The sequence below is a fragment of the Amycolatopsis sp. NPDC003865 genome, from assembly GCF_053605345.1.
Genome location: NZ_JBSGJA010000021.1, coordinates 180999 through 204712, shown reverse-complemented (window position 1 = coordinate 204712; position 23714 = coordinate 180999). Strand labels below are relative to the sequence as shown.

The 23714-nt window shown below is 69.6% G+C and carries 20 protein-coding genes; 13 read left to right on the top strand and 7 right to left on the bottom strand.

Features of this window, described 5'->3' with window-relative positions:
- Positions 1–581 (top strand): IS3 family transposase (locus ACWEVP_RS38765; RefSeq protein WP_452067552.1); only part of this gene is annotated, 581 nt, incomplete at its 5' end.
- Positions 582–800: 219 nt separating this feature from the next.
- On the opposite strand, the gene ACWEVP_RS38760 is transcribed toward ACWEVP_RS38765, so the two are convergent.
- From ACWEVP_RS38760 to sdhC, 4 genes are read right to left on the bottom strand one after another with little or no spacing between them, the layout of a single operon-like run.
- Positions 801–1571, bottom strand: a complete 771-nt coding sequence (locus ACWEVP_RS38760) for a succinate dehydrogenase iron-sulfur subunit (RefSeq protein ID WP_452067551.1) — start codon at positions 1569–1571, stop codon at positions 801–803.
- Positions 1571–3325: a succinate dehydrogenase flavoprotein subunit gene (gene sdhA / locus ACWEVP_RS38755; RefSeq protein WP_452067550.1), complete on the bottom strand. Its 1755-nt coding sequence runs from the start codon at positions 3323–3325 to the stop codon at positions 1571–1573. The genes ACWEVP_RS38760 and sdhA overlap by 1 nt, the downstream gene beginning before the upstream one ends.
- Before the next feature lie 19 nt (positions 3326–3344).
- Positions 3345–3758, bottom strand: a complete 414-nt coding sequence (locus ACWEVP_RS38750) for a succinate dehydrogenase hydrophobic membrane anchor subunit (protein WP_372672138.1) — start codon at positions 3756–3758, stop codon at positions 3345–3347.
- A gap of 1 nt (position 3759) precedes the next feature.
- Positions 3760–4203 (bottom strand): succinate dehydrogenase, cytochrome b556 subunit, encoded by a 444-nt coding sequence (gene sdhC, locus ACWEVP_RS38745; protein ID WP_285456018.1) that lies wholly within the window; start codon positions 4201–4203, stop codon positions 3760–3762.
- Positions 4204–4597: 394 nt separating this feature from the next.
- Here sdhC and ACWEVP_RS38740 point away from each other — a divergent pair, with 394 nt between their 5' ends.
- From ACWEVP_RS38740 to ACWEVP_RS38710, 7 genes are all read left to right on the top strand, one after another.
- On the top strand, positions 4598–6589 hold the full coding sequence (locus tag ACWEVP_RS38740; RefSeq protein WP_452067549.1) for an NPCBM/NEW2 domain-containing protein: 1992 nt from the start codon (positions 4598–4600) through the stop codon (positions 6587–6589).
- A gap of 319 nt (positions 6590–6908) precedes the next feature.
- Positions 6909–8051, top strand: a complete 1143-nt coding sequence (locus tag ACWEVP_RS38735; RefSeq protein ID WP_452067548.1) for a BMP family lipoprotein — start codon at positions 6909–6911, stop codon at positions 8049–8051.
- 79 nt (positions 8052–8130) lie between these two features.
- Complete coding sequence (locus ACWEVP_RS38730) at positions 8131–9702, top strand: ABC transporter ATP-binding protein (protein WP_452067547.1); 1572 nt, start codon at positions 8131–8133, stop codon at positions 9700–9702.
- Positions 9699–10796 carry an ABC transporter permease gene (locus ACWEVP_RS38725; RefSeq protein ID WP_452067546.1) on the top strand — a complete coding sequence of 366 codons (1098 nt, stop codon included), beginning with the start codon at positions 9699–9701 and terminating at the stop codon, positions 10794–10796. The genes ACWEVP_RS38730 and ACWEVP_RS38725 overlap by 4 nt, the downstream gene beginning before the upstream one ends.
- Positions 10796–12073: an ABC transporter permease gene (locus tag ACWEVP_RS38720; protein WP_452067545.1), complete on the top strand. Its 1278-nt coding sequence runs from the start codon at positions 10796–10798 to the stop codon at positions 12071–12073. Before ACWEVP_RS38725 ends, ACWEVP_RS38720 begins: the two co-directional genes overlap by 1 nt.
- A complete protein-coding gene (locus tag ACWEVP_RS38715; protein ID WP_033261417.1) occupies positions 12074–12463 on the top strand; it encodes a cytidine deaminase in 390 nt (129 codons plus the stop codon).
- Positions 12460–13737: a thymidine phosphorylase gene (locus ACWEVP_RS38710; RefSeq protein ID WP_452067544.1), complete on the top strand. Its 1278-nt coding sequence runs from the start codon at positions 12460–12462 to the stop codon at positions 13735–13737. The genes ACWEVP_RS38715 and ACWEVP_RS38710 overlap by 4 nt, the downstream gene beginning before the upstream one ends.
- Before the next feature lie 112 nt (positions 13738–13849).
- Here the strand turns inward: ACWEVP_RS38710 and ACWEVP_RS38705 are convergent, their stop codons facing one another.
- Positions 13850–14941 (bottom strand): PA containing protein, encoded by a 1092-nt coding sequence (locus ACWEVP_RS38705; protein ID WP_452067543.1) that lies wholly within the window; start codon positions 14939–14941, stop codon positions 13850–13852.
- Positions 14942–15154: 213 nt separating this feature from the next.
- Between ACWEVP_RS38705 and ACWEVP_RS38700 the strand changes: the two genes are divergently transcribed.
- Positions 15155–16249, top strand: coding sequence for an adenosine deaminase (locus ACWEVP_RS38700; RefSeq protein ID WP_452067542.1), 1095 nt, complete (start codon positions 15155–15157; stop codon positions 16247–16249).
- Positions 16250–16339: 90 nt separating this feature from the next.
- On the top strand, positions 16340–17551 hold the full coding sequence (locus tag ACWEVP_RS38695) for an MFS transporter (protein WP_452067560.1): 1212 nt from the start codon (positions 16340–16342) through the stop codon (positions 17549–17551).
- 55 nt (positions 17552–17606) lie between these two features.
- On the opposite strand, the gene ACWEVP_RS38690 is transcribed toward ACWEVP_RS38695, so the two are convergent.
- Entirely contained in the window at positions 17607–18866 is a 1260-nt protein-coding gene (locus ACWEVP_RS38690) for a primosomal protein (RefSeq protein ID WP_452067541.1), read from the bottom strand.
- A gap of 147 nt (positions 18867–19013) precedes the next feature.
- On the opposite strand from ACWEVP_RS38690, the gene ACWEVP_RS38685 reads away from it, so the two are divergent.
- Genes ACWEVP_RS38685 through ACWEVP_RS38675 form a run of 3 tightly spaced genes read left to right on the top strand, consistent with a single transcriptional unit; the run spans position 19014 to position 22813 of the window.
- A complete protein-coding gene (locus ACWEVP_RS38685) occupies positions 19014–21533 on the top strand; it encodes a DEAD/DEAH box helicase (RefSeq protein WP_452067540.1) in 2520 nt (839 codons plus the stop codon).
- 21 nt (positions 21534–21554) lie between these two features.
- Positions 21555–22679, top strand: coding sequence for a C45 family autoproteolytic acyltransferase/hydolase (locus tag ACWEVP_RS38680; protein ID WP_452067539.1), 1125 nt, complete (start codon positions 21555–21557; stop codon positions 22677–22679).
- Complete coding sequence (locus ACWEVP_RS38675; RefSeq protein WP_452067538.1) at positions 22673–22813, top strand: hypothetical protein; 141 nt, start codon at positions 22673–22675, stop codon at positions 22811–22813. Before ACWEVP_RS38680 ends, ACWEVP_RS38675 begins: the two co-directional genes overlap by 7 nt.
- Before the next feature lie 50 nt (positions 22814–22863).
- Here the strand turns inward: ACWEVP_RS38675 and ACWEVP_RS38670 are convergent, their stop codons facing one another.
- Positions 22864–23514 (bottom strand): hypothetical protein, encoded by a 651-nt coding sequence (locus ACWEVP_RS38670; protein WP_452067537.1) that lies wholly within the window; start codon positions 23512–23514, stop codon positions 22864–22866.
- Between the last annotated feature and the right edge of the window lie 200 nt (positions 23515–23714).

Sequence of the window (23714 nt, the reverse complement as noted above, 5' to 3'; positions counted from 1 at the left end):
CCCGGCGGGGACTGACGGTGGCCGGCCGCGCCGCGGGCACGATCCCGGACCTGATCGGGCGGGACTTCACCGCGCCGGCGCCGGGGGCGAAGATGGTCGGTGACATCACGCAGATCAACACCGGCGACGGTCCACTGTTCCTCGCGACAGTGATCGACTGCTATTCGAAAATCATTCTGGGATGGAGCGTGGACAGGCACTACGACACCGGTCTGGTCTCCGCCGCGATGACCATGGCCGCCGGACGTATTCCGCTGCCCGAGGGGGCGATATTCCACTCCGACCGCGGCAGTCAGTACACCTCCTACGCGTTCTCTCGCCTGCTGCGCGACGAAAATATCCGGCAATCGGTCGGGCGGACCGGGATCTGTTACGACAACGCCATGGCCGAATCCTTCTTCGGGAAGCTCAAAGCGGAATGGATACACCACCGCACCTTCGCCACCCGGACCGAAGGCCGCCGCGAGATCATCAAGTTCATCGAAGGTTTCTACAACACCCGCCGGCTACATTCAGCACTCGAATACCGGCCACCACGCGAAGTACTCGACGAATGGTTCACCCAACACCACGCAGCATGATACAGTCCGCTTGAGCAGCGTCCGAAATCTTCGGAGCACATCAAAAGCGTGCCTTGACAAACCCGGTCGTCGACTGGGATGCGGCTTGGGAGGAGGGCGGGGGAGGTCTGGTGATCTCGTGGTCCGCCTGCTCTGCCGGCCGCCCGTTGGTTGCCGTGCCGGCAAAAGAAAGGCCCTCCGGCGAAGAACACCGGAGGGCCTTTCTGCTGTTGCAGGACCTCAAACGCGCTTGAACAACAGCGCCCGCTTCACTTCCTGAATCGCCTTCGTCACCTGGATCCCACGGGGGCAAGCATCCGTGCAGTTGAACGTCGTCCGGCACCGCCAGACACCCTCACCGTCGTTCAGGATGTCCAGTCGCTCCTCCGCCCCTTCGTCCCGGGAGTCGAAGATGAACCGGTGGGCGTTCACGATCGCCGCCGGGCCGAAGTACGAGCCGTCGTTCCAGTACACCGGGCACGACGATGTGCAGCACGCGCACAGGATGCACTTCGTCGTGTCGTCGAAGCGGTCGCGGTCCGCCTGGGACTGGATGCGCTCGCGCGTCGGCTCGTTGCCGTACGTGATCAAGTACGGCTTGATCGCCCGGTACGCCTCGAAGAACGGGTCCATGTCGACGTACAAGTCCTTCAACGTCGTCAGGCCCTTGATCGGGGCGATCGTGATCGTGGTCTTCTTGCCGTCCTTCTCCAGCAGGTCCTTCATCAGGACCTTGCACGCCAGGCGGTTGATGCCGTTGATCTGCATCGCGTCGGAGCCGCACACGCCGTGCGCGCACGAACGGCGGAACGAGAACGTCCCGTCGATGTAGTCCTTCACGTAGAACAGCAGGTTCAGCAGCCGGTCCGTGCGCTGCGCCGGGACGTCGTAGGACTCCCAGTGCGGCTCCGTGTCGACCTCCGGGTTGAACCGGAGGATCTTCAGCGTGACCGTGATCGGCGTGTGCTCGTCCGAAGCGGAAGAGGCAGGAGCTTCAGCAACGCTAGTCATCAGTACTTCCGCTCCATCGGCTCGTAGCGGGTGAAGGTGACCGGCTTGTAGTCCAGCCGGATGTCGGACGACAGCCCCGTGCCCTGCTTGTAGGCCATGGTGTGCCGCATGAAGTTCGTGTCGTCGCGGGTCGGGTAGTCCTCGCGGGCGTGGCCGCCGCGGGACTCCTTGCGCGCCAGCGCGCCTACGACCAGGACCTCGGCCAGCTCCAGCAGGAAGCCCAGCTCGACGGCCTCGAGCAGGTCGGTGTTGTACCGCTTGCCCTTGTCCGCCACCGTGATCCGCTGGTACCGCTCCTTCAGCGCCTGGACGTCGGTCAGCGCCTGCTTCAGCGTGTCCTCGGTCCGGTACACCGACGCGTGCGAGTCCATCGTCTGCTGCATTTCCTTGCGGATGTCGGCGACGCGCTCGTCACCGTGCTCCGACAGCAGGCCCGCCAGCTGCTCCTCGACCAGCGCGGTCGGGTTCTCCGGCAGCTCGACGTGCTCGTGCGCCAGCGCGTACTCCGCGGCCGCGATGCCCGCACGGCGGCCGAACACGTTGATGTCCAGCAGCGAGTTCGTGCCCAGGCGGTTCGAACCGTGCACGGACACGCACGCGACCTCACCCGCGGCGTAGAGGCCCGGGATGACGTTCTCGTTGTCCCGCAACGCTTCGCCGTGCACGTTGGTCGGGATCCCGCCCATCACGTAGTGGCACGTCGGGAACACCGGCACCGGCTCCTTCACCGGGTCGACGCCCAGGTAGGTGCGCGAGAACTCGGTGATGTCCGGCAGCTTGGTCTCGAGGACCTCGACCGGCAGGTGCGTGACGTCGAGGACGACGTAGTCCTTGTTCGGGCCGCACCCGCGGCCCTGCAGCACTTCCTGCACCATCGAGCGCGCCACGATGTCGCGCGGCGCGAGGTCCTTGATGGTGGGGGCGTAGCGCTCCATGAACCGCTCGCCGGAGGCGTTGCGCAGGATCCCGCCCTCGCCGCGGACGGCTTCCGAGATCAGGATCCCCAGGCCCGCGAGGCCGGTCGGGTGGAACTGGAAGAACTCCATGTCCTCCAGCGGCAGGCCCTTGCGGAAGATGATGCCGAGGCCGTCACCGGTGAGGGTGTGCGCGTTCGACGTCGTCTTGAAGATCTTGCCCGCGCCGCCGGTGGCGAACACGACCGACTTCGCCTGGAAGACGTGCAGCTCGCCGGTGGCCAGCTCGTAGGCGACGACACCGGAAGCGACCGGGTTGCCGTTCTCGTCTTCCGAGGTGATCAGGTCGAGCACGTAGAACTCGTTGAAGAACTCAGTGCCGTACTTCACGCAGTTTTGGTACAGCGTCTGGAGGATCATGTGGCCAGTGCGGTCCGCGGCGTAGCAGGCGCGGCGCACCGCGGCCTTGCCGTGGTCACGCGTGTGCCCGCCGAAGCGGCGCTGGTCGATCTTGCCCTCGGGCGTGCGGTTGAACGGCAGGCCCATCTTCTCCAGGTCGAGCACCGCGTCGATGGCCTCCTTGGCCATGATCTCCGCGGCGTCCTGGTCGACGAGGTAGTCGCCGCCCTTGACCGTGTCGAAGGTGTGCCACTCCCAGTTGTCCTCTTCGACGTTCGCCAGCGCGGCGCACATGCCGCCCTGGGCCGCGCCGGTGTGGGACCGGGTCGGGTAGAGCTTGGTGAGGACCGCGGTGCGGGCGCGCTGGCCGGACTCGATGGCCGCGCGCATGCCGGCGCCGCCGGCGCCGACGATCACCACGTCGTACTTGTGGAACTGCATCGAAAAAGTCTCCGTGGCTTCAGTTCGCGGGCATGTTCGGGTCGAAGGTGAAGATCACCATCGTGCCGACGGCCAGGATCAGCACCATCGAGACGTAGAGCAGGATCTTCAGCCAGAACCGCGTGCTGTCCTTGCGCGCGTAGTCGTCGATGATGGTGCGCAGGCCGTTGCCGCCGTGGATCTCGGCGAGCCAGAGCATGGCCAGGTCCCAGAACTGCCAGAACGGCGAGGCCCAGCGGCCGGCGACGAAGCCCCAGTTGATCCGGTGCACGCCGCCGTCGAGGATGTTCATGATCAGCAGGTGGCCGAGCACCAGGATGATCAGCGCGAGGCCGGAGATCCGCATGAACAGCCAGCTGTAGAGCTCGAAGTTGCTGCGGCGGGCGGCGGGGCGCTTGGGCGTGCGGGGGTTCGCGAGCGCGAGGTCGGCCATGTCAGTTACCCCCGAAGAGCGTTTCGACGGTGCGCTTCAGCATGAAGAACGCACCGGGGACCATCACGACGACCCAGACCACGCCGATGACCCACAGCATCGCCTTCTGCAGCTTTGGGCCCTTCGACCAGAAGTCGACCAGCATGACGCGGATGCCGTTGAGCGCGTGGAACAGCACCGCGCCGACGAGGCCGACCTCCAGGAGGTTCACGATCGGCGTCTTGTAGGTCTCGATGACCTGGTCGTAGGTGTTCGGCGACACGCGCACCAGCGCGGTGTCGAGCACGTGGACGAACAGGAAGAAGAATGTGAGCACGCCGGTGATGCGGTGCAGGACCCAGGACCACATGCCGGGGTCACCCCGGTAGAAGGTCCCCTGCCGGCGTGAGGCACCCGCCCGATCGCTCGCGCCTGCCTCGGGGGCAGTGCTCGCCGTGGTGGACATCGGTGAACGGCCTCCAACGTCTGACTGTGCGCCCGGTGGCCGTGAGGTCCGCTGTCGCCGCGGGAACGGCGGCTGTGCCGAGATCAACGTCATCGAGCCTGGATGAATCGGATGCTAGACCCGCACCCGGAAGGCGGCTCACCTCCGGGTTCCCCTCTGTGATGGACCAGACACCGGCACTGCCGCACCGCCACCCGGCGGTGTGGTCCAGCGCACTCGGCGGTGCCACCGCTTTTCCTGTCCCGTTCACCGGTCATCTGACCTCTGCAAGATCTGATATCTGATGCGCTACGCCGAACGGCTGGTGATTCCGGGCTGTCATTGACCAACCGCAAGGTCGTCTTTAGCGTCGCTCGGGCAAACATCGGATCTCTCACGATGGGGTGATGTTCTGGTGCGACGACTCGGCCTGGTGATCGCCGTCGCGGCCCTGCTGCCCGTGGTTTCGGTCACGCCGGCGCAGGCGCTGCCCGACGGGCTGGCCCTGACCCCGCCGATGGGCTTCAACAACTGGAACACCACCGGCTGCGCCGTCGACGAGCAGATCATCCGCGACACCGCCGACATCTTCGTCGACAAAGGACTCAAGGCCGCCGGGTACGAGTACGTGAACGTCGACGACTGCTGGGCCGAGCCGGCCCGGGACGCCGACGGCCGGATGCAGGCGAACAAGGCGCGCTTCCCCGGCGGGATCAAGGCACTCGCCGACTACGTCCACTCGAAGGGCCTCAAGTTCGGCATCTACACCAGCGCGGGCACGCTGACCTGCGCGAAGACCCAGCCCGGCGCACTGGACCACGAGGACGTCGACGCGCAGACGTTCGCGGACTGGGGCGTCGACTACCTCAAGTACGACAACTGCAACAACCAGGGCCGTCCCGCGCTCGAGCGCTACACGAAGATGCGCGACGCGCTGCGGAAGACCGGTCGCCCGATCGTGTACTCGCTCTGCGAGTGGGGCGAGAACAAGCCGTGGGAGTGGGGCGCGGACGTCGGGCACCTGTGGCGGACCACCGGCGACATCAAGGACAACTGGGCCAAGATGCTCCAGATCCTCAAGGCGAACGCGCCGCTCGCGCCGTACGCGGGGCCCGGCCACTGGAACGATCCCGACATGCTCGAGGTCGGCAACGGCGGCATGACGACCGAGGAGTACAAGTCGCACTTCTCGCTGTGGGCGACGATGGCCGCGCCGCTGCTCATCGGCGCCGACCTGCGCAAGGTGTCGCCGGAGAACTTCGACGTCCTGCGCAACGCCGAGGTCATCGCGCTCGACCAGGACCGGCGCGGGGTCCAGGCGCGGGTGGTGTCCAACCAGGACGGTCACTGGGTCTTCGCCAAGCCCCTCGCGAACGGCGACGTCGCGGTCGCTCTCTTCAACGAGACGACGTCGAGTGCCCCGATCGGGACCACCGCGGCCGCGATCGGCCTCCCGAAGGCCGCCGGCTACACCGCGCGCGACCTCTGGGCCCACCGCGACCTGCAGACCGCCGGCCGGGTCTCGGCCGTCGTCCCGCCGCACTCGACGGTGGTCTACCGGGTCCACGCGGGTGGTCCGTGGCTGGGGGCCGCACCGCTGGTCAGCACCGGCATCGAGCTGGCCGCGCCCGTCCCCGGCGTGCCCGGCGAGATCACGCCCGCCGGGAAACCCTTCGAGGTGACGGTGTCCGCGACCGACGAGGCCCGCGTCCCGGTGTTCGACCCGCGCGTCACGCTCACCGCGCCCGCCGGCTGGCGGGCCGAGCAGCTGGCGCGGCCCCGGGAGTTCGTGCTGGGGACCGGCGACACCGCGACCGGCCGCTGGCGCGTGACCCCGCCGGCCGGCACCGAAGGCACGACGGCGGTCCTGCGCGGCGGCGTCACGTACCGGGCGCTCGGCTTCGGGCAGGTGAGCTGGGCGGGCTCCGAGCAGCTGACGGTCCCGTCCGCCCCGCCCGCGGCCCCGGCCTGGGCGAGCGACCTGCGCTGGGCGGCGGAGAAGAACGGCTACGGCCCGGTCGAGCGCGACATGTCCAACGGCAGCATCCCGGCCGGCGACGGCAAGCCGCTGACGATCAACGGGGCGGTCTACCCGAAGGGACTGGGGGCGCACGCGCCCGGCGAAGTCGTTTTCTACCTGGGCGGCCGCTGCACGGGGTTCACGGCGGACGTCGGTGTCGACGACGAGCGCGAGGCGACGAACAAGCAGGGCTCGGTCACGTTCGAGGTCTACGCCGACGGCGTGAAGGCGGCCTCGACGGGCGTCCGGACCTGGCAGGACCCGGCGCTGCCCCTCAACGCCGACCTGCGCGGCGCCCAGTACCTGCGCCTGGTGGTCACCGACGGCGGCGACGGCAACTCCTACGACCGCGCCGACTGGGCCGCCGCGCGGCTCACCTGCACCTGAACGGCGGTCATCTCACAGGGTGACCGGGGTGGCCCAACCTTCGGTCAGCCCGGCACACTGAGTGACACAAAGCGGCAATTAAGCCGTCCCAGAGCGCGGCCACCCGCCGAAAGTAGCGCCGAACGGGTCTGATGATCACGTTCGGTGTCCAGTTCGTCGCGCGCGCGACTCGTGAGTAAACGTTTGTGTTACGTAGCGTGCCGTTCCTATGGCGCATTCCTGTCCGTTGGGTACGGTCCACCAGTCGACCCGGCAGTGGGCCCGGTCGTGCCCTGGACATCCGCTGGATCAGCGGGGAGGGAGAAACACGTTGCGTCGCATGCGTGGAACCGCGCTGGCCGCCGCGGCCATGGCCGGGGTGCTCGCCCTGGCCGGGTGCGCCAAGGACTCGAGCGGTGGCAGTAGCAACAACAGCGCCGCGCCTTCGTCGGGCGGCTCGGACTGCGTCACCGCGCAGAAGCCGCCCGCGGCGCCCGCCGCCGCCAGCAGCTCGACCGCCGCCGGTGGCAAGGTCGACGGCAGCAAGCTGAAGATCGGCCTGGCCTTCGACGTCGGCGGCCGGGGTGACGCGTCGTTCAACGACGCCGCCGCCGCGGGCACCGACAAGGCGAAGTCCGACCTCGGCGTGACGACGGTCAGCGAGAGCACCGCCTCCGCCAGCGAGGCCGAGTCGGCCAAGCAGCAGCGCCTCGACCAGATGGCCTCCTCGGGCCTGAACCCGATCATCGCGGTCGGCTTCGCCTACGCGCCGTCGGTCAAGGTCGTCGCGGCCAAGTACCCGAACACCAAGTTCGCGATCGTCGACGACGACTCGATCACCCTGCCGAACGTGACGCCGCTGGTCTTCGCCGAGGAGCAGGGCTCGTTCCTGGCCGGCGTCGCCGCCGCGTACAAGAGCAAGAGCTGCCACATCGGTTTCGTCGGCGGTGTCAACACCCCGCTGATCCAGAAGTTCGAGGCCGGCTTCCTGCAGGGCGCGAAGACGGTTTCGTCCAAGATCAAGATCGAGGACGAGTACCTGACCCCGGCCGGCGACTTCTCCGGCTTCCAGGACCCGCCGAAGGGCAACGCGAAGGCCGCGGCCGAGATCGCCAAGGGCGCGGACGTGATCTACCACGCCGCGGGCGCCTCGGGTAAGGGTGTCTTCGACGCCGCGAAGGCGGGCAACGCGCTGGCCATCGGGGTCGACTCCGACCAGTACAACCAGAAGACCGTCGAGGCCGACAAGGACGTCATCATCACGTCCATGCTCAAGCGCGTCGACGTCGCGGTGTTCGACTACGTGCAGGCCGTCGCCAAGGGTGACCTGAGCGGCCTGCCGAAGCGGTTCGACCTCAAGGTCGACGGCGTCGGCTACGCCACCTCGGGCGGCAAGGTCGACGACATCAAGGACGTCCTGGACGGGTACAAGGCCCAGATCATCTCGGGCGCGATCACCGTTTCGGACAAGCCGCAGAAGTAGCTCAACGCGTGCCGGGGCTCGGAGGAATTTTCCTCCGGGCCCCTCACGCGTTTAGAAGAGATATGGAATTCTCCCGCCCATGAGTACAGCCGAGGCCCCGGCCGAGGCCGTCCCCGACCGGGGCGTCCCCGCCGTCCAGCTGACCGGGATCACCAAGCGGTTCCCCGGCGTGGTGGCCAACTCCGACGTCAACCTCACCGTCGCCGCGGGCGAGGTGCACGCCATCTGTGGCGAGAACGGCGCCGGCAAGTCCACCCTGATGAAGATCCTCTACGGCATGCAGCCGCCGGACGAGGGCACGATCGCGATCAACGGCGAAGAGGTGAAGCTGCGTAACCCGCAGGACGCCATCCGCGCCGGCATCGGCATGGTGCACCAGCACTTCATGCTGGCCGACAACCTCACGGTCGGCGAGAACGTGTTCCTCGGCGCCGAGGCGCTGCACGGCATCGGCCGCGCCGCCCGCGCGCGGCTGGCCGAGCTCGCCGAGCGGACCGGGCTGCACGCGAAGCCGGACACGCTGCTCGAAGAGCTGGGCGTCGCCGACCGCCAGCGCGTCGAGATCGTCAAGGTGCTCTACCGCGGGGCGAAGATCATCATCCTGGACGAGCCGACCGCGGTCCTCGTGCCGCAGGAGGTCGACGCGCTGTTCGCGACCGTCCGGGAGATGAAGGCCGACGGCTACACGTTCCTCTTCATCTCGCACAAGCTCGACGAGGTGCGCGCGATCGCCGACACCGTCACGGTGATCCGGCGCGGCACCACCGTCGGCACCGCGGACCCGAAGACCATCACCTCCCGCCAGCTCGCGGAGATGATGGTCGGCTCGGAGCTGCCCAGCCCGGAGACCCGCGAGTCCACGGTCACCGACCGGGACGTGCTGCGGCTGACCGGGCTGACGCTCGGCGCCGAGGGCTCGGACCGCAACGCCCTCGACGACGTCTCCTTCACCGTGCACGCGGGCGAGGTGCTCGGCGTCGCCGGCGTCGAGGGCAACGGCCAGACCGAGCTGGTCGAAACCATCATGGGCATGCGCAAGCCGTCGGGCGGCACCATCGAGCTGGTCGACGCCGACGGCAAGGCCCGCGACCTGACGAAGGCGGGCACGCTGGCGCGGCGCGAGGCCGGCATCGGCTACATCGCCGAAGACCGCACCCGGCACAGCCTGCTGCTCACGCAACCGTTGTGGGTCAACCGGATCCTCGGCTACCAGACCCGCGAACCGGTCTCCAAGGGACAGTTGCTCGACATCGCCGGCGCCCGCGCGGACACCGAGCGGATCGTGCGTGACTACGACGTCCGCACGCCGGGCATCGACGTCCCGGCCGCGGCGCTCTCGGGCGGCAACCAGCAGAAGCTGATCGTCGGGCGCGAGCTTTCGGGCAACCCGGTGCTGCTCATCGCGTCGCACCCGACGCGCGGGGTCGACGTCGGCGCGCAGGCGCTGATCTGGGAGAACATCCGCCAGGCGCGGGCGGCCGGTCTCGCCGTGCTGCTCATCTCCGCCGACCTCGACGAGCTGATCGGCCTGTCCGACACGATCCGCGTCATGCTGCGCGGGCGGCTCGTCAGCGAGGCCGACCCCGCCACCGTGACGCCGCAGGAACTGGGCTCGGCGATGACCGGCGCCGGAGAGGGTGACGGCGAATGACTTCCTGGCGCACGAAACTGCTGCCGCCGCTGCTGGCGATCGTCTTCGCCGTGCTGCTGTCGGCCATCGCGCTGATCATCTCCGGGGCCGACCCGCTGCAGGCGTACGGCACGATGATCGGCCAGATGTTCAAGGGCTCGACCGCGGTCGACACCGTGAACCTGGCGACGGTCTACTACCTGTCGGGGCTCGCGGTCGCCATCGGCTTCCAGATGAACCTGTTCAACATCGGGGTCGAGGGCCAGTACCGCTTCGCCGCCGTCGTCGCCGCCATCGCCGGCGGCGCGATGAAGCTGCCGCCGGTCATCCACGTCGTCGCGATCCTGCTGGTCGCGATCGTGGCGGGCATGGCGTACGCGGCGATCCCGGCGATCCTCAAGGTGACCCGCGGGGTCAGCGAGGTCATCTCGACGATCATGCTCAACGCGATCGTCGCCGGGATCATCGCCTTCCTCATCAACGCCGACCAGTTCGGCGTGCAGACCGGCAACAACATCGGCACCCGCGTGATCGAGCCGTCGGGCCGGATCCCGGGCATCCCGCTCGGCTCGGGCACGCTCTTCGGCTTCGTGGTCATCGCCGCGATCGTCGGCGGGGCCTACTGGTTCATGCTCAACCGCACGCGGTTCGGCTTCGAGCTCAAGGCGTCCGGCGAATCCACCACGGCGGCCGCCGCCGGTGGCGTCAACGCCAAGAAGATGACGCTCATCGCGATGCTGCTCTCCGGTGGCGTGGCCGGCCTGGTCGCCATGCCGGAGCTGCTCGGCCGCGACTACACCTACGGCATCACCGCGACCCAGATGTACGGCTTCACCGGCATCGCGGTCGCGCTGCTGGGCCGCAACCACCCCGGCGGCATCGCGCTCGGCGCGCTGCTGTGGGCGTTCCTCGACACCTCCGCGGTGTCGCTGGAGCAGATCAACGTGTCCAAGGAGATCGCGACGATCATGCAGGGCATCATCGTGCTGTCGGTCGTCGTGGCGTACGAGGTCGTGCGCCGGGCCGACCTGCGCTCGCAGCAACACCGCGTCGGCCGGGCGCTCGCCGCCAACGGCCGCAAGGGCGCTTCGGTCTCCGAAGGGGGAGCGGTCTGATGGTCGTCACCGACGTTTCCCGGCCCGACGCGGGCAGCCCCGGCACGATGCCGGTGCACCGCAAGCGGTCCCGGATCCCCGGCTGGCTCCGCGGGGTCATCTGGGCCGTGATCGCCATCGCCGTCATTTCGACGGCGTCGTACTCGACCGGCGTCGCCGCGCTGACGTCGTCGAACACCGCGTCGACGGCCTTGCGCCTGGCGCTGCCGATCCTGCTCTGCGCTTTGGGTGGCCTCTGGGCCGAACGCGCGGGCGTGGTCAACATCGGCCTCGAGGGCATGATGATCCTCGGCACCTGGGGCGCCGCCTGGGGTTCCTACAACGGCGGCGTCTGGGCCGGGCTGATCTCCGCGATCGTGTTCGGCGCGCTGGGCGGCCTGCTGCACGCGGTGGCGACGGTGACGTTCAACGTCAACCACATCGTCTCCGGTGTCGCGATCAACCTGCTTGGCCTCGGTGTCACGAAGTACCTGGCGAACCTGATCTTCGCGCCGATCTCCGGCAACCCGCGGCAGTCGCCGGTGGTGCCGAAGTTCGACACCTACTCGGCGACGTTCCTCTCGGACTGGCTGGGCGACCTGGAGAAGGAGCAGCGCGTCGGGATCTCCGACGTCGCCGGCATCCTGCGCGGGCTGGTCACCGAGGTGGCGCCGCTGACGATGATCGCGATCATCCTCATCCCGGTGAGCTTCTGGGTGCTCTGGCGGACGCGGTTCGGCCTGCGGCTGCGCTCGTGCGGCGAGAACCCCGTCGCCGCGGAGTCCCTGGGCGTCAACGTGTACCTGCACAAGTACGTCGCCGTCGTGATCTCCGGCGCGTTCGCCGGCATGGGCGGTGCGTCCCTGGTGCTGCTGCGCGGCGGCGCGGACTACCTGGAGAACCAGACGAACGGCCGCGGGTACATCGGTCTCGCGGCGATGATCTTCGGCAACTGGCGCCCGGGCGGCCTGCTCGGCGGCGCGGCGCTGTTCGGCTACGCGGACGGCCTGCAGCTCGCCGGCGGCGGCGAAGCGGTGCTCGCGCTGCTGTACGGCGCGGTGATCCTGGTCGGCGTGATCGTCGTCGTGCAGCTGTTCCGGCGGCAGTGGATCGCGGCCGGGCTCGGCGTCGTCGGCGCGGGCGTGCTGTACGCGATCTACTGGTCGAACGACACGCTGCCGTCCGACCTGATCCCGTACACCGCGCACTTCGTGACGCTGATCGTGCTGGCGGTGGCCTCGCAGCGGCTGCGGCCGCCGAAGGCCGACGGGCAGCCGTACCGGCGGGGTGAGGACTGAGTGTCTACTGTGGATTGGGACGCTCTGCGGTCGCAGGCGATCGAAGCGGCTTCCCATGCGTATGCACCATATTCAGGCCTGCACGTAGGGGTCGCCGGGATCGTCGACGACGGCCGGGTCGTGACCGGGTGCAACGTCGAAAACGCTTCCTACGGGCTCGGGCTGTGCGCGGAGTGCACGATGGCCGGGCAGCTGCGGCTGTCCGGCGGCGGCCGCCTGGTGGCCGTCGCGTGCCGCAGCGGCGCCGGTGACCTGCTGATGCCGTGTGGCCGCTGCCGGCAGATCCTGTTCGAGCTGGGCGGTTCTTCGTGCCTGGTGGACACGCCCAGCGGGATCCTGCCGATGTCGGACGTCCTGCCGGACGCGTTCGGCCCGGACGACCTGCCGTGAGCGCCTTTGCGGCGGTCGACGTCATCCGGACCAAGCGGGACGGTGGCACCCTGTCCGACGAGCAGATCGACTGGGTCGTCGACGCCTACACGCACGGGGTCGTGGCCGAAGAGCAGATGTCGGCGCTCGCCATGGCGATCTTCCTGAACGGGATGTCCGCCGGCGAGATCTCGCGGTGGACGCACGCGATGATCGCCTCTGGCGAGCGGCTGTCTCTGGACGTGTCGCGGCCGACGGTCGACAAGCACTCGACGGGCGGGGTCGGCGACAAGATCACGCTGCCGCTGGCGCCGCTGGTGGCGGCGTGCGGCGCGGCGGTGCCGCAGCTGTCCGGGCGCGGGCTCGGCCACACCGGCGGCACGCTCGACAAGCTGGAGTCGATCCCCGGCTGGCGGGCCGCACTGTCCACTTCGGAGATCCAAGCGCAGCTGGAGGACGTCGGCGCGGTGGTCTGCGCGGCGACGGACGGGCTGGCGCCGGCGGACAAGAAGCTGTACGCGCTGCGGGACGTCACGTCCACTGTGGAGTCGATCCCGCTGATCGCCAGCTCGATCATGAGCAAGAAGATCGCCGAAGGGGCGTCCGGGCTGGTCCTGGACGTGAAGTTCGGCTCGGGCGCGTTCATGAAGTCGCTTTCCCAGGCGCGCGAGCTGGCCTTGACGCTGACGTCGATCGGCCGCGACCACGGCGTCCCGACGACGGCGTTGCTGACCGACATGAACGTCCCGCTGGGCCGGGCGGTCGGCAACGCGGTGGAGGTCGCGGAGTCGGTCGCCGTGCTCCAGGGTGGTGGCCCGGCGGACGTCGTCGAGCTGACGCTGGCGCTGGCCAGGGAGATGCTGGAGCTGGCCGGGATCTCGGCCGACCCGGCGGCGGTGCTGGCTTCGGGCGAGGCTTACGAGACGTGGTGCCGGATGATCTCCGCCCAGGGCGGCGACCCGGCGGCACCGCTGCCCACGCCCGCCCACGTCCACGTGGTCGAGGCGCCCGCGTCGGGCGTGCTGGCTTCGCTGGACGCGTACGCGGTGGGTGTCGCGGCGTGGCGGCTGGGCGCGGGCCGGGCCCGCAAGGAGGACCCGGTCCAGGCCGCGGCGGGCGTGCTGTGCCTGGCCAAGCCCGGGGACCCGGTGACCGAGGGCGAACCACTGCTGGAACTGCACACGGACACGCCCGACGCGGTCGCGGGGGCCTTGGCGGCGCTGGAGGGCGGCTTCGCGGTCGCTGCGGCGGCGTCCGCTCCGGAGCCGATCGTCCGGGAGACGATCCGCGGGTAGCTGTGAGGATCGTCGCGAAGATGATCACCCTTTCGAGTGAGATCGGAAGTCGCGACCCACGAAGAAGGCCCCCGCCGGTTCGTCCGGCGGGGGCCTTCTTCGTGCGGCTTGCTTACTCCGCGGCTTCTTCCGAGCCTTCGCCCGTCTTGGCCTTCACGTCGGCGGCCTTCGGGGCGCGGCCGTTGCGGGAGCTGCGGCGCGGCTGGCGCGGGGCCGGCGGGGGCGGGGCGATCTGCTGGACGGCCGGGCCGCCGCCGAGCATCAGCTCCGCGAACGTCGCCATCGCCTCGTCGAGCTGGCCGCCGATGCGGCGGACGCTCTCGTCGTTGCTCTTGCGGACCAGCGAGTCCACCGAGTCGGAGTCCGGCTGCTTGGCCAGCGTGTCCTCGACCTTCGACAGGCCGCTCTTGAGCGCGCCGTCGAGGTCGCCGAGGCTCGACAGGAAGCCGTCCTCCACCTTGTCGAGGCGGCCGGCCAGCTCGTCGAGGCGGGTGGTGACCGTCTCGAGCCGGTTGCCCAGGTTCTCCAGGCGGTCCGAGGCGTCGATCATCTCGCCGGTCTCGGTCAGCGCCGTCTTGAGCGCCTCGGTGTTCGCGCCGATCCGCTCCTTGGTGGCGCGGTCCAGCTCGTCGACCTTCGCGCGCAGCTCGTGGTCGGCGGTGTCGACGCGCTCGCGCAGGGTCGACTCGGCCTGCTCGATCCGCTCGCGGACCGGGCCGTGCACCGACTGCGGGATCGAGTCGAGCTTCGCGTCCTGCTTGTCGAGGTGGCCGCCCAGCTCGTCGAGCCGGCGGTGGATGTTCTGGAGCTTGTCCTCGAGCCCGTCCATCCGGCCGGCGACACCCTCGAAGCGCGCGGCGACGCCGTCGAGGCGGCCGTCGAGCTGCGCGAAGGGCTTGGCGAGCTTGTCCGGCAGGCTCTCGATCGCGCGGGTCAGCGCCGCGATGGCGTTGTCCTGGGCCTCGAGGCGCGACATCGTCTCGTCGAGGCGTTCGGCGAGGACGCTGACCTCGGTGCGGTCGGGCATCTCGGACAGCCGCTTGCGGACCGCGCCCAGCGAGTCCACCGGCGCGAGGCGGGCGTAGATGTCGTCGAGCGCGTCGAAGATCTGCTGCTGCTCGCTCTCACGCACTTCGGCCGCGCGCACCAGCATGTTGCGCATCCGGTCGAAGGACGGGGCGGCAATGTGGTTGTCAGTGGTCACTGCTGTGTGTCCTTCGTCGGCGGGGAAATGGAGGGACGTGCCACGAAGCTTATCGATTGCAAAAATTGCTGTCTGTATGGCCCCCGTGAAGAGCCTATTGCGGAGGCTGCCCCCGGATGGCCGATTCGTCACATGATCGTCAACGCTGAGGGTTAGCCCGAGCCTGGGACTTACGGCCATGTAGGGGAATGACACCGAGGTTACCGTTGGGGGATGCCTGACGAAAGCCCTGTTCTGACCAGCGAGACACTCCGCCGCGCGCCCAAGGTCCTCCTCCACGACCACCTGGACGGCGGCCTCCGCCCGGCCACCGTCGCCGAGCTCGCCGACGCCACCGGCTATGCCGGTCTGCCCACCACCGACCCGGCCGAGCTGGGCAGCTGGTTCCGCCGTGCGGCCGACTCGGGCTCACTCGTTTCCTACCTGGAGACCTTCGCGCACACGTGCGGCGTGATGCAGACGGAGGAAGCGCTGGTCAGGGTCGCTGCGGAGGCGGTGGAGGACCTGGCCGCCGACGGCGTCGTCTACGCCGAGGTGCGCTACGCACCGGAGTTGTTCGTCGAACGCGGTCTGTCACTCGATGCGGTGGTCGAGGCCGTCCAGGCGGGGTTCACGGAGGGCGCACGGCGGGTCGCCGCGAACGGCGGCAGCATCCGCGTCGGGACGTTGCTCTGCGCGATGCGCCAGCACGCCCGCGCCCTCGAGATCGCGAACCTGGCCGTCCGGTACCGCGACGCCGGCGTCGCCGGGTTCGACATCGCCGGCCCCGAAGACGGATTCCCGCCGACCCGCAATCTCGACGCTTTCGAGTATTTGCGGCAGAACAATGCGCATTTCACCATTCACGCCGGAGAAGCGTTCGGCTTGCCGTCCATTTGGGAGGCGATTCAGCATTGCGGCGCCGAGCGGCTCGGGCACGGCGTGCGGATCGTCGAGGACATCAAGACCGACGCGGACGGCACGGTCCACCTTGGACGGTTGGCCGCGTACGTCCGCGACCGCCGGATCCCGCTGGAGATCTGCCCGACGTCGAACGTCCAAACAGGCACGGTGCGCTCGATCGCCGAGCACCCGCTCGCCCTGCTCAAGCGGCTGCGCTTCCGGGTGACCGTGAACACGGACAACCGGCTGATGAGCGGATGCACGATGACCAGCGAATTCACCACTCTGCACGAGACCTTCGGGTACGGCCTCGACGACTTCCGGTGGTTCACGATCAACGCGATGAAATCCGCGTTCATCGATTTCGACGCCCGGCTCGCGCTGATCGACGACGTCATCAAGCCCGGGTACGCCGCGCTGGCCTGAGGTCCGCTCGCGGTCCTTGCGGTCCTTAGCCATGCCAACTATCGTTCACTATATAGGAAGTGATTCTCAGAATTTGAGACGGTGAAGAAGATGGCGCAGGTCGCGAAGGGTTTGGTCGAGCAGCATCAGGCGAGTTCGCGGCGGTGGCTCATCCTCGCGCTCGGCCTCGCCGCGCAGACCGCGAGCTGCGCGTTCCTCTACGGCATCCCGTTCCTGGTCCCGGCCATGCAGGCCGACCAGGGGCTGTCGCTGGCGCAGGCCGGCACGGTCGTGGCGGCACCGAGCATCGGGCTCCTGTTCACCCTGATCGTGTGGGGCGCGGCTGCGGACCGTTACGGAGAGCGTCTGATCATGGCGCTCGGACTGGGGGCCTCGGGGTTACTCCTGGTGTACGCCGGGATAGGAACTCACCCGGTCGGGCTGCTCTTTGGGGTGTTCTTGGCGGCCGGCGCGTGTACGGCTTCGGTGAACGCGGCGAGCGGTCGCGTGGTGATGGGCTGGTTCGCCAAGTCCGAGCGCGGGGTGGCGATGGGGATCCGCCAGACGGCCCAGCCGCTCGGCGTCGGCGTCGCGGCGCTCGGGCTGCCGCCGCTGGCCGCGCACTTCGGGTTCCGCGCGGCGGTGCTGCTGCCGGCGGGACTGGCGATCGCCGTCGCGTTGCTGGTGGCGTGGCTGGTGACGGACCCGCCGCGGCCGCCCAAGCCGGCTTCGGGGGAGAAGCCGCCTTCGCCGTACCGGCACGCGGCGCTGTGGCGGGTGCACGGCGCGAGCGCCCTGCTGGTGGTGCCGCAGTTCGCGGTGTCGGCGTTCGCGCCGGTGTACCTGGTGGCGGTGCAGCACTGGAGCCCGTTGTCGGCGGGCTGGTACCTGGCGGCTGTCCAGGTGCTGGGCGCGGCGGGCCGGCTCGGGTCGGGCTGGTGGTCGGACCGGGTGGGCAGCCGGTTGCGGCCGATGCGTCAGCTGGCGGTGCTGAGCTGCCTGGTGATGCTGCTGGTGGCGCTGGGCGACGCGTCCTGGCCGTGGCTGGTCCTGCTGGCGCTGGCGCTGGCGGGGATCATCACGGTGGCCGACAACGGGCTGGGTTTCACGGCCTCGGCGGAGCTGGCGGGCCTGGCGTGGTCGGGGCGCGCGATGGGAACGCAGAACACGGGCCAGAACATCGCGGCCTCGCTGACGCCGCCGCTGCTGGGCCTGGTGATCGGGGACAGCCGGTACGCGCTGGCGTTCTGCGTGGCGGCGGTGTTCCCGGCACTGGCGGTGCTGGTGGTCCCGGTGCGCGCGGAACACGCTTCGGACGACTGACACGGCGAAGGCCGCCTCCCCGACCCGCGGGGAAGCGGCCTCCGAACGGCAGAACTCAAGCCACGGTCAGGCGGTTCTCGAAGCCCTCCACGAGCTTGCGCCAAGCGCTCTGCTCCGCGTCGAACGGCGCCGACGGCTCGAGGCGCGTCGGGTCCGGGCGCAGCACGAACGACACCAGCCAGCCCAGGCTCTCGTTGCCCGCCAGCGCCGTCTCCGCCGAGTCGTCGCCCGCCCAGTCCGCCGCGTCGGTGATCAGCTCGACCGCCAGCTCCAGCTGCGTCGGGTCGATCGACTCCGGGCCCTCCGCGATGTCCGCGTCCAGGCCCGTCAGCACGTACGTGTTCTCCGGGTCGACCTCGATCTCCAGCTCGCCGGCGGTCGCCTTGGCCAGGACCTCGTCCCACGTGGACACGTCCGCGAGGTCGGTGTCGGCCAGGTCCTTGCCGTCGGCCAGCGCGCGGGCCAGCGCCTTCTCCGACGTGAACACGTCGATCTCGCCCTCGCTGCCCAGGAACACCGGGGTGTCGTCCAGGTAGCAGCGCAGCGTGTAGTACTCCGCGCCGGACGTGATGATCTTGATCGGGTCGATGCCCACCTCGGCCCAGAAGCCGACCGGGCCCTCCTCTTCGTCGGAGTCGTCCTCGTCGTCGTCCGAGGAGATCGCCTCGAGGTCCTCTTCACCCTCGGCGCCGGCCTCGGCCTCCGCGGACTCCTCGTGGAACGCCGCCAGCTCCTCGGCGGTCTGCTCGAGGACCTTCTCGTCGACGTCCGGCACCGTCACCAGACCGTCGATCGCGTCCAGCACCGTGTCCCACTTGGTCGACACCGTCTCGGACAGGTCGTTCCACACCTGGACGCCGACGCTCCCGGTGAACGGGAGCGTGCCCTGGTCCAGCAGCGAGAAGCCCTCGGTCGAGTCGAGGATCTCGTGCACCTCTTCGAGGTCGCAGACGTCCGCGAGCGAGCGCACGATGCCGACGATCTCCGCCAGCTCGGCGATGTGCCAGACGTCCGGCTCCTCGGCGACGAGCTCCGGCACGCCGACGAGGTCGTACGTGTGGTCCTCGTCCGGGATCAGCTCCGGCACGTTCAGCGACGGCACCGCGTCCCAGGCCGGGTGGTCGATCAGGTCGTGCCGCTCCGACGTGCGGACGAAAGCGGCCAGGTGCGCGGCGTCCGGGAAGGCGTACAGGTCGTCCTCGTCGCCGAGGAACGCTTCCCACTCCTCGCCGTCCTCCCGCCAGCGCGGGGCCCACAGGGTGACGACGTCGCCCTGCGGCAGCCCGAGTTCGATCGGGATGATGTCCTGTGCCATTCCTAAGCCCTCCGGAGTACCGCCCGTGTGCGCGCGACACCGTATCTCCCGGTCGAAGCGCGGTAACGCGAAGCCTACGGGTTTACCACGCGCGATGCGATCGCCCCTGCCGACTTTGCGACGAGCGGATGGCACGATGGACGTCTGATGACACTCACAGACCTCCTGCCTGCGGATCCCGACCCCGACGCCCTGTTCGAAGCGTTCACGACCTGGACGGCCGAACGGGGCATCGAGCTGTACCCGGCGCAGGAGGAGGCGGTGATGGAGGTCGTCTCCGGATCGAACGTCATCCTCTCGACGCCGACCGGCTCCGGGAAGAGCCTCGTGGCCGTCGGCGCGCACTTCACCGCGCTCGCCCAGGGCCGCCGCAGCTACTACACCGCGCCCATCAAGGCCCTCGTCTCGGAGAAGTTCTTCCAGCTCATCGAGATCTTCGGGGCCGACAACGTCGGGATGATGACGGGTGACTCCAGCGTCAACCCGGACGCCCCGATCATCTGCTGCACGGCCGAAATCCTGGCGAACATCGCGTTGCGGTTCGGTGCCGACGCCCCGGTCGGGCAGGTCGTGGCCGACGAGTTCCACTTCTACTCCGAGCCCGACCGCGGCTGGGCGTGGCAGGTGCCGCTGCTGGAACTGCCGAAGGCCCAGTTCGTCCTGATGTCGGCGACCCTGGGCGACGTGTCCTTCTTCGAGAAGGACCTGACCCGCCGCACCGGCAAGCCGACCGCCGTCGTCACGTCGGCGCAGCGCCCGGTGCCGCTGACCTTCCGGTACGCGCTCACGCCGCTGCACGAGACGATGTCCGAGCTGCTCAACGGCGGTCAGGCGCCCGTCTACGTCGTGCACTTCTCGCAGGCCGCGGCCATCGAGCGGGCGCAGACGCTGATGAGCATCAACGTCACGACGAAGGCCGAGAAGGAGTCCATCGCCGAGCTGATCGGCGACTTCCGCTTCTCCGCGGGCTTCGGCAAGACGCTCTCGCGGCTGGTCCGCCACGGCATCGGCGTCCACCACGCCGGCATGCTCCCCAAGTATCGCCGATTGGTCGAGACCTTGGCGCAGTCCGGGCTGCTCAAGGTGATCTGCGGGACCGACACCCTCGGCGTCGGGATCAACGTGCCGATCCGGACGGTGGTCTTCTCCGCGCTGACCAAGTACGACGGCGTCCGCCAGCGCCACCTCAAGGCGCGCGAGTTCCACCAGATCGCCGGCCGCGCCGGGCGCGCGGGCTACGACACCGACGGCTACGTCGTCGTCCAGGCGCCCGACCACGTCGTCGAGAACGCGAAGGCGCTGGAGAAGGCGGGCGACGACCCGAAGAAGAAAAAGAAGATCGTCCGGAAGAAGGCCCCGGAGGGGTTCGTCAACTGGACCGAGAGCACGTTCGACCGGCTCATCGCCGCAGACCCCGAGCCGCTGACGTCGAGCTTCAAGGTCACGCACTCGATGCTGCTCAACGTGATTTCGCGGCCGGGCAACGCGTTCGACTCGATGCGCCACCTCCTCGAGGACAACCACGAGGACCGCGCGTCGCAGCGCAAGCTCATCCTGCGCGCCATCGCGATCTACCGCGCGCTGCTCGCCGCGGGCGTCGTCGAGCGACTGTCCGAACCGGACGATCAGGGCCGGATCATCCGGCTCACTGTCGACTTGCAGTTCGACTTCGCGCTCAACCAGCCGCTGTCGCCGTTCGCGCTCGCCGCGATCGAGCTGCTGGACCTGGAGTCGCCGTCCTACCCGCTCGACGTCGTGTCCGTTGTGGAATCCACTGTGGACAACCCGCGGCCGGTGCTGTCGCAGCAGCAGTTCAAGGCGCGCGGCGAGGCCGTGAACGCGATGAAGGCCGAAGGCATCGAGTACGACGAGCGGATGGAGCTGCTCGAGAACGTCACGTACCCCAAGCCGCTCGAAGAGCTGCTGCAGGCGGCGTTCCACAGCTACCGGCAGGGCCACCCGTGGGTCGCCGACTACGAGCTGTCGCCGAAATCCGTGGTGCGCGACATGTACGAGCGCGCGATGAACTTCGTCGAGTACATCGGGTTCTACCAGCTCGCGCGGTCGGAAGGCCTGGTGCTGCGCTACCTCGCCGACACCTACGACGCCCTGCGCCACACGGTGCCCGACGAGGCGAAGACCGAGCCGCTGCAGGACCTCATCGAGTGGCTCGGCGAGCTCGTCCGGCAGGTCGACTCGAGCCTCCTCGACGAGTGGGAGGCGCTGCGGCACCCGACGGAAGAGGGACCGCCGTCGCACCAGCCGCCTTCGACGCCGCCGGGCGTCACCCGCAACGAGCGTGCGTTCCGCGTGCTGGTGCGCAACGAGCTGTTCCGCCGGGTCGAGCTGTTCGCGCGGCGGGCGTGGTCGGTGCTCGGCGAGCTCGACGCGGCGTCCGGGTGGGACGCCGAAGCGTGGGAAGACGCGATCGAGGACTACTTCGAGGAGTACGACTCGCTCGGCACCGGCCCGGACGCGCGCGGCCCGAAGCTGCTGATGATCGAGCAGCAGCCGGACGTCTGGAAGGTCCGCCAGATCTTCGACGACCCGGCGGGCGACCACGACTGGGGCATCAGCGCGGAGGTCGACCTGGCCGCGTCGGACGAGGCCGGCGCCGCGGTGCTGCGGGTGACTGAGGTGGGCCCACTGACCGTTGCGGATTCCTGACCGGTCAGTCATCGTGATCACATGGTGGCGACAGTGCGGGAGCACCGGATCGGCGACGTGCGCTGGACGATCGTCCGGGGTCCCCGGGAAGCCGCTTTCCGCGCGCTGGGTGCCCACGCCGCCGCCGACATCCGGACCGTCCTGGACGGACTGCCGTCGTGGCCGGTGGCGGCGCGGGCGCGGCGGTCGCCGGTGCTGTTCCGGGCGATCGAATCGGCGTCGCAGGTCGAGCACCCGGACGCGTACGCCGAGCTGACGGCGCTGGCGGCGGGCGCGGGGGTGCCGTTCGACGACCTGCTGCTGGCCAACCTGCGCGGCGACCTGGGCGCGGGCGACGGCACGGGCTGCACGGACCTGGCGTGGGCTGGTGTGTCGTCGCTGCTGGGCCACAACGAGGACGGCGCCCCGGTGTTCGACGGCATCGGCCGGCTGCTGACGCTGCTGATCGACGGCGAGCCCGGCGTGTGCGTGTGGTGGTACCCGGGGTTCCTGCCGTCGAACACGTTCACGCTGACCACGCACGGGCTGGTGTGGGGGATCGACAGCGTGAGCGTGGTGGCGCCGTCGCCGTGCGCGGGCCGGCACTTCGTGGCGCGCACGGCTCAGCGCGCGTCGGGGCCGGCGGAGGCGGTGTCGGTGCTGCGGTCCCGCCCTTCGGCGGGCGGGTTCGCGTACACGATGGGGCAGATCGGCTCGCCCGCGGTGACGGTGGTCGAGAAGGCGGGCCACGAGACGGCGGTGACCACTGTGGACAGCGGGTTCGCCTGGCACACCAACCACTTCCGGCGGTTGTCGCCCTCGCTGGACGCGGCTTCCGAGGAGAGCCTGGCCCGCGCCGAAGTGTGCGCGCACCTGGCGCCGGTGGCCCCGGACGCGAAGTGGCTGGTGTCGGCGCTGACCGGCGCCGTCCACCGGAACGCCACCGACGGCGACGACCTGATGACGTTGAGCACGCTGGTGACGGACCTGGCCACGGGCGAGGTGACGCTGGTCCCCCGCGGCGGCGCGCCGCTGCGCGCCCGTGCGGCGGATCTGGCGCTGGGCGACGCCGACGCAGTCGCTGCGCTCAACGGCGCAATCGTGGCGGGGCAGGGCGGGTTCGGGGCTAGCGTGGAGGGCTCCGGAACCTGGGAGGGACCATGGTGAAGCGTTTGCTGGCGGGGATCTTCGTTGCGGCCGCGGTAGTGGTGGGACTGGCCCCGGCGGCGTCGGCCGCATCGATGGTGGAGTACGCGTTGCTGGCGAGCCCGAACGCCACCGCCATCGAATACGGCCTCTGACCCGCTCAGCCCGCCGGGGTCAGGATCGCCTGGGCGTTGCGCCTACGCGCTCACGGCGCTGGGCGCAAGCTTCCTGGAGCCGATCGAGGGCTTCGGACGGTGGGCCGCCGAGCACGGCGACGACGTCGTCGCCGCTCAAAACCGAGCACGATCAGCGTGACCAGTGACAACGCCGGGAGCGGGTAGCCCAGCAGCAGCCCGGCGGTGACGTCGGACGCGGGCGCGGCGATCCCGGCCACGAACACCCACGTCGGCGCGGTCGGCGGTTTGGCGGCGGGGGACCACGGCGTCTTGCGGCCCGGCTTCGCGACCGAAAGCCACGCCTGGAACGCCAGCGCGCTCGCCATCAGCGACGCCCCGGCGAGCTGCGGCCAGGCGACTTCGCCGGTGCCGGCGGATTCGCGCAACGCGGGGGAGAGCAGGAAGATCCCGGCGTAGAGCTGGATCAGCGTCAGGGCGAACTTGATGAGCACCCACCAATGCCGGAAGTAGCCCCACGCCGTCGCGCCGGCGAGCAGGAGCCCGGTGAACGCGGAGACGTTCGCCATCGGGGCGAGCAGGACGGAGTCGAGCCGGTCGGCCATCGCGGGCGCGCCGGCGGACATCAGCACGACGAGGGCGAGGGCCTGGCTCATCCAGGCGACGGACGAGACGACGTGCAGCCAGACGACGGACTGGCGCCAGCGAGGGGATGTTTTCACGCCTTCCAGGCTCACTGAGCGAGGGTGCGGGCACATCGGGCGCGACCCGGGTTTCGCCCCGGAGCCGGGGACGGGCGAAGTGCGCCAGGGGAAGTACGCGGGCGGGGAGCGGGTACTCCCGAGGGAGTAGGTGGGCAGGGGCGAGCGGGTCTGCGGGGTGCGGCCGGGCGGGGGAGCGAGCGGGCCTGCGGGGCGCGGCT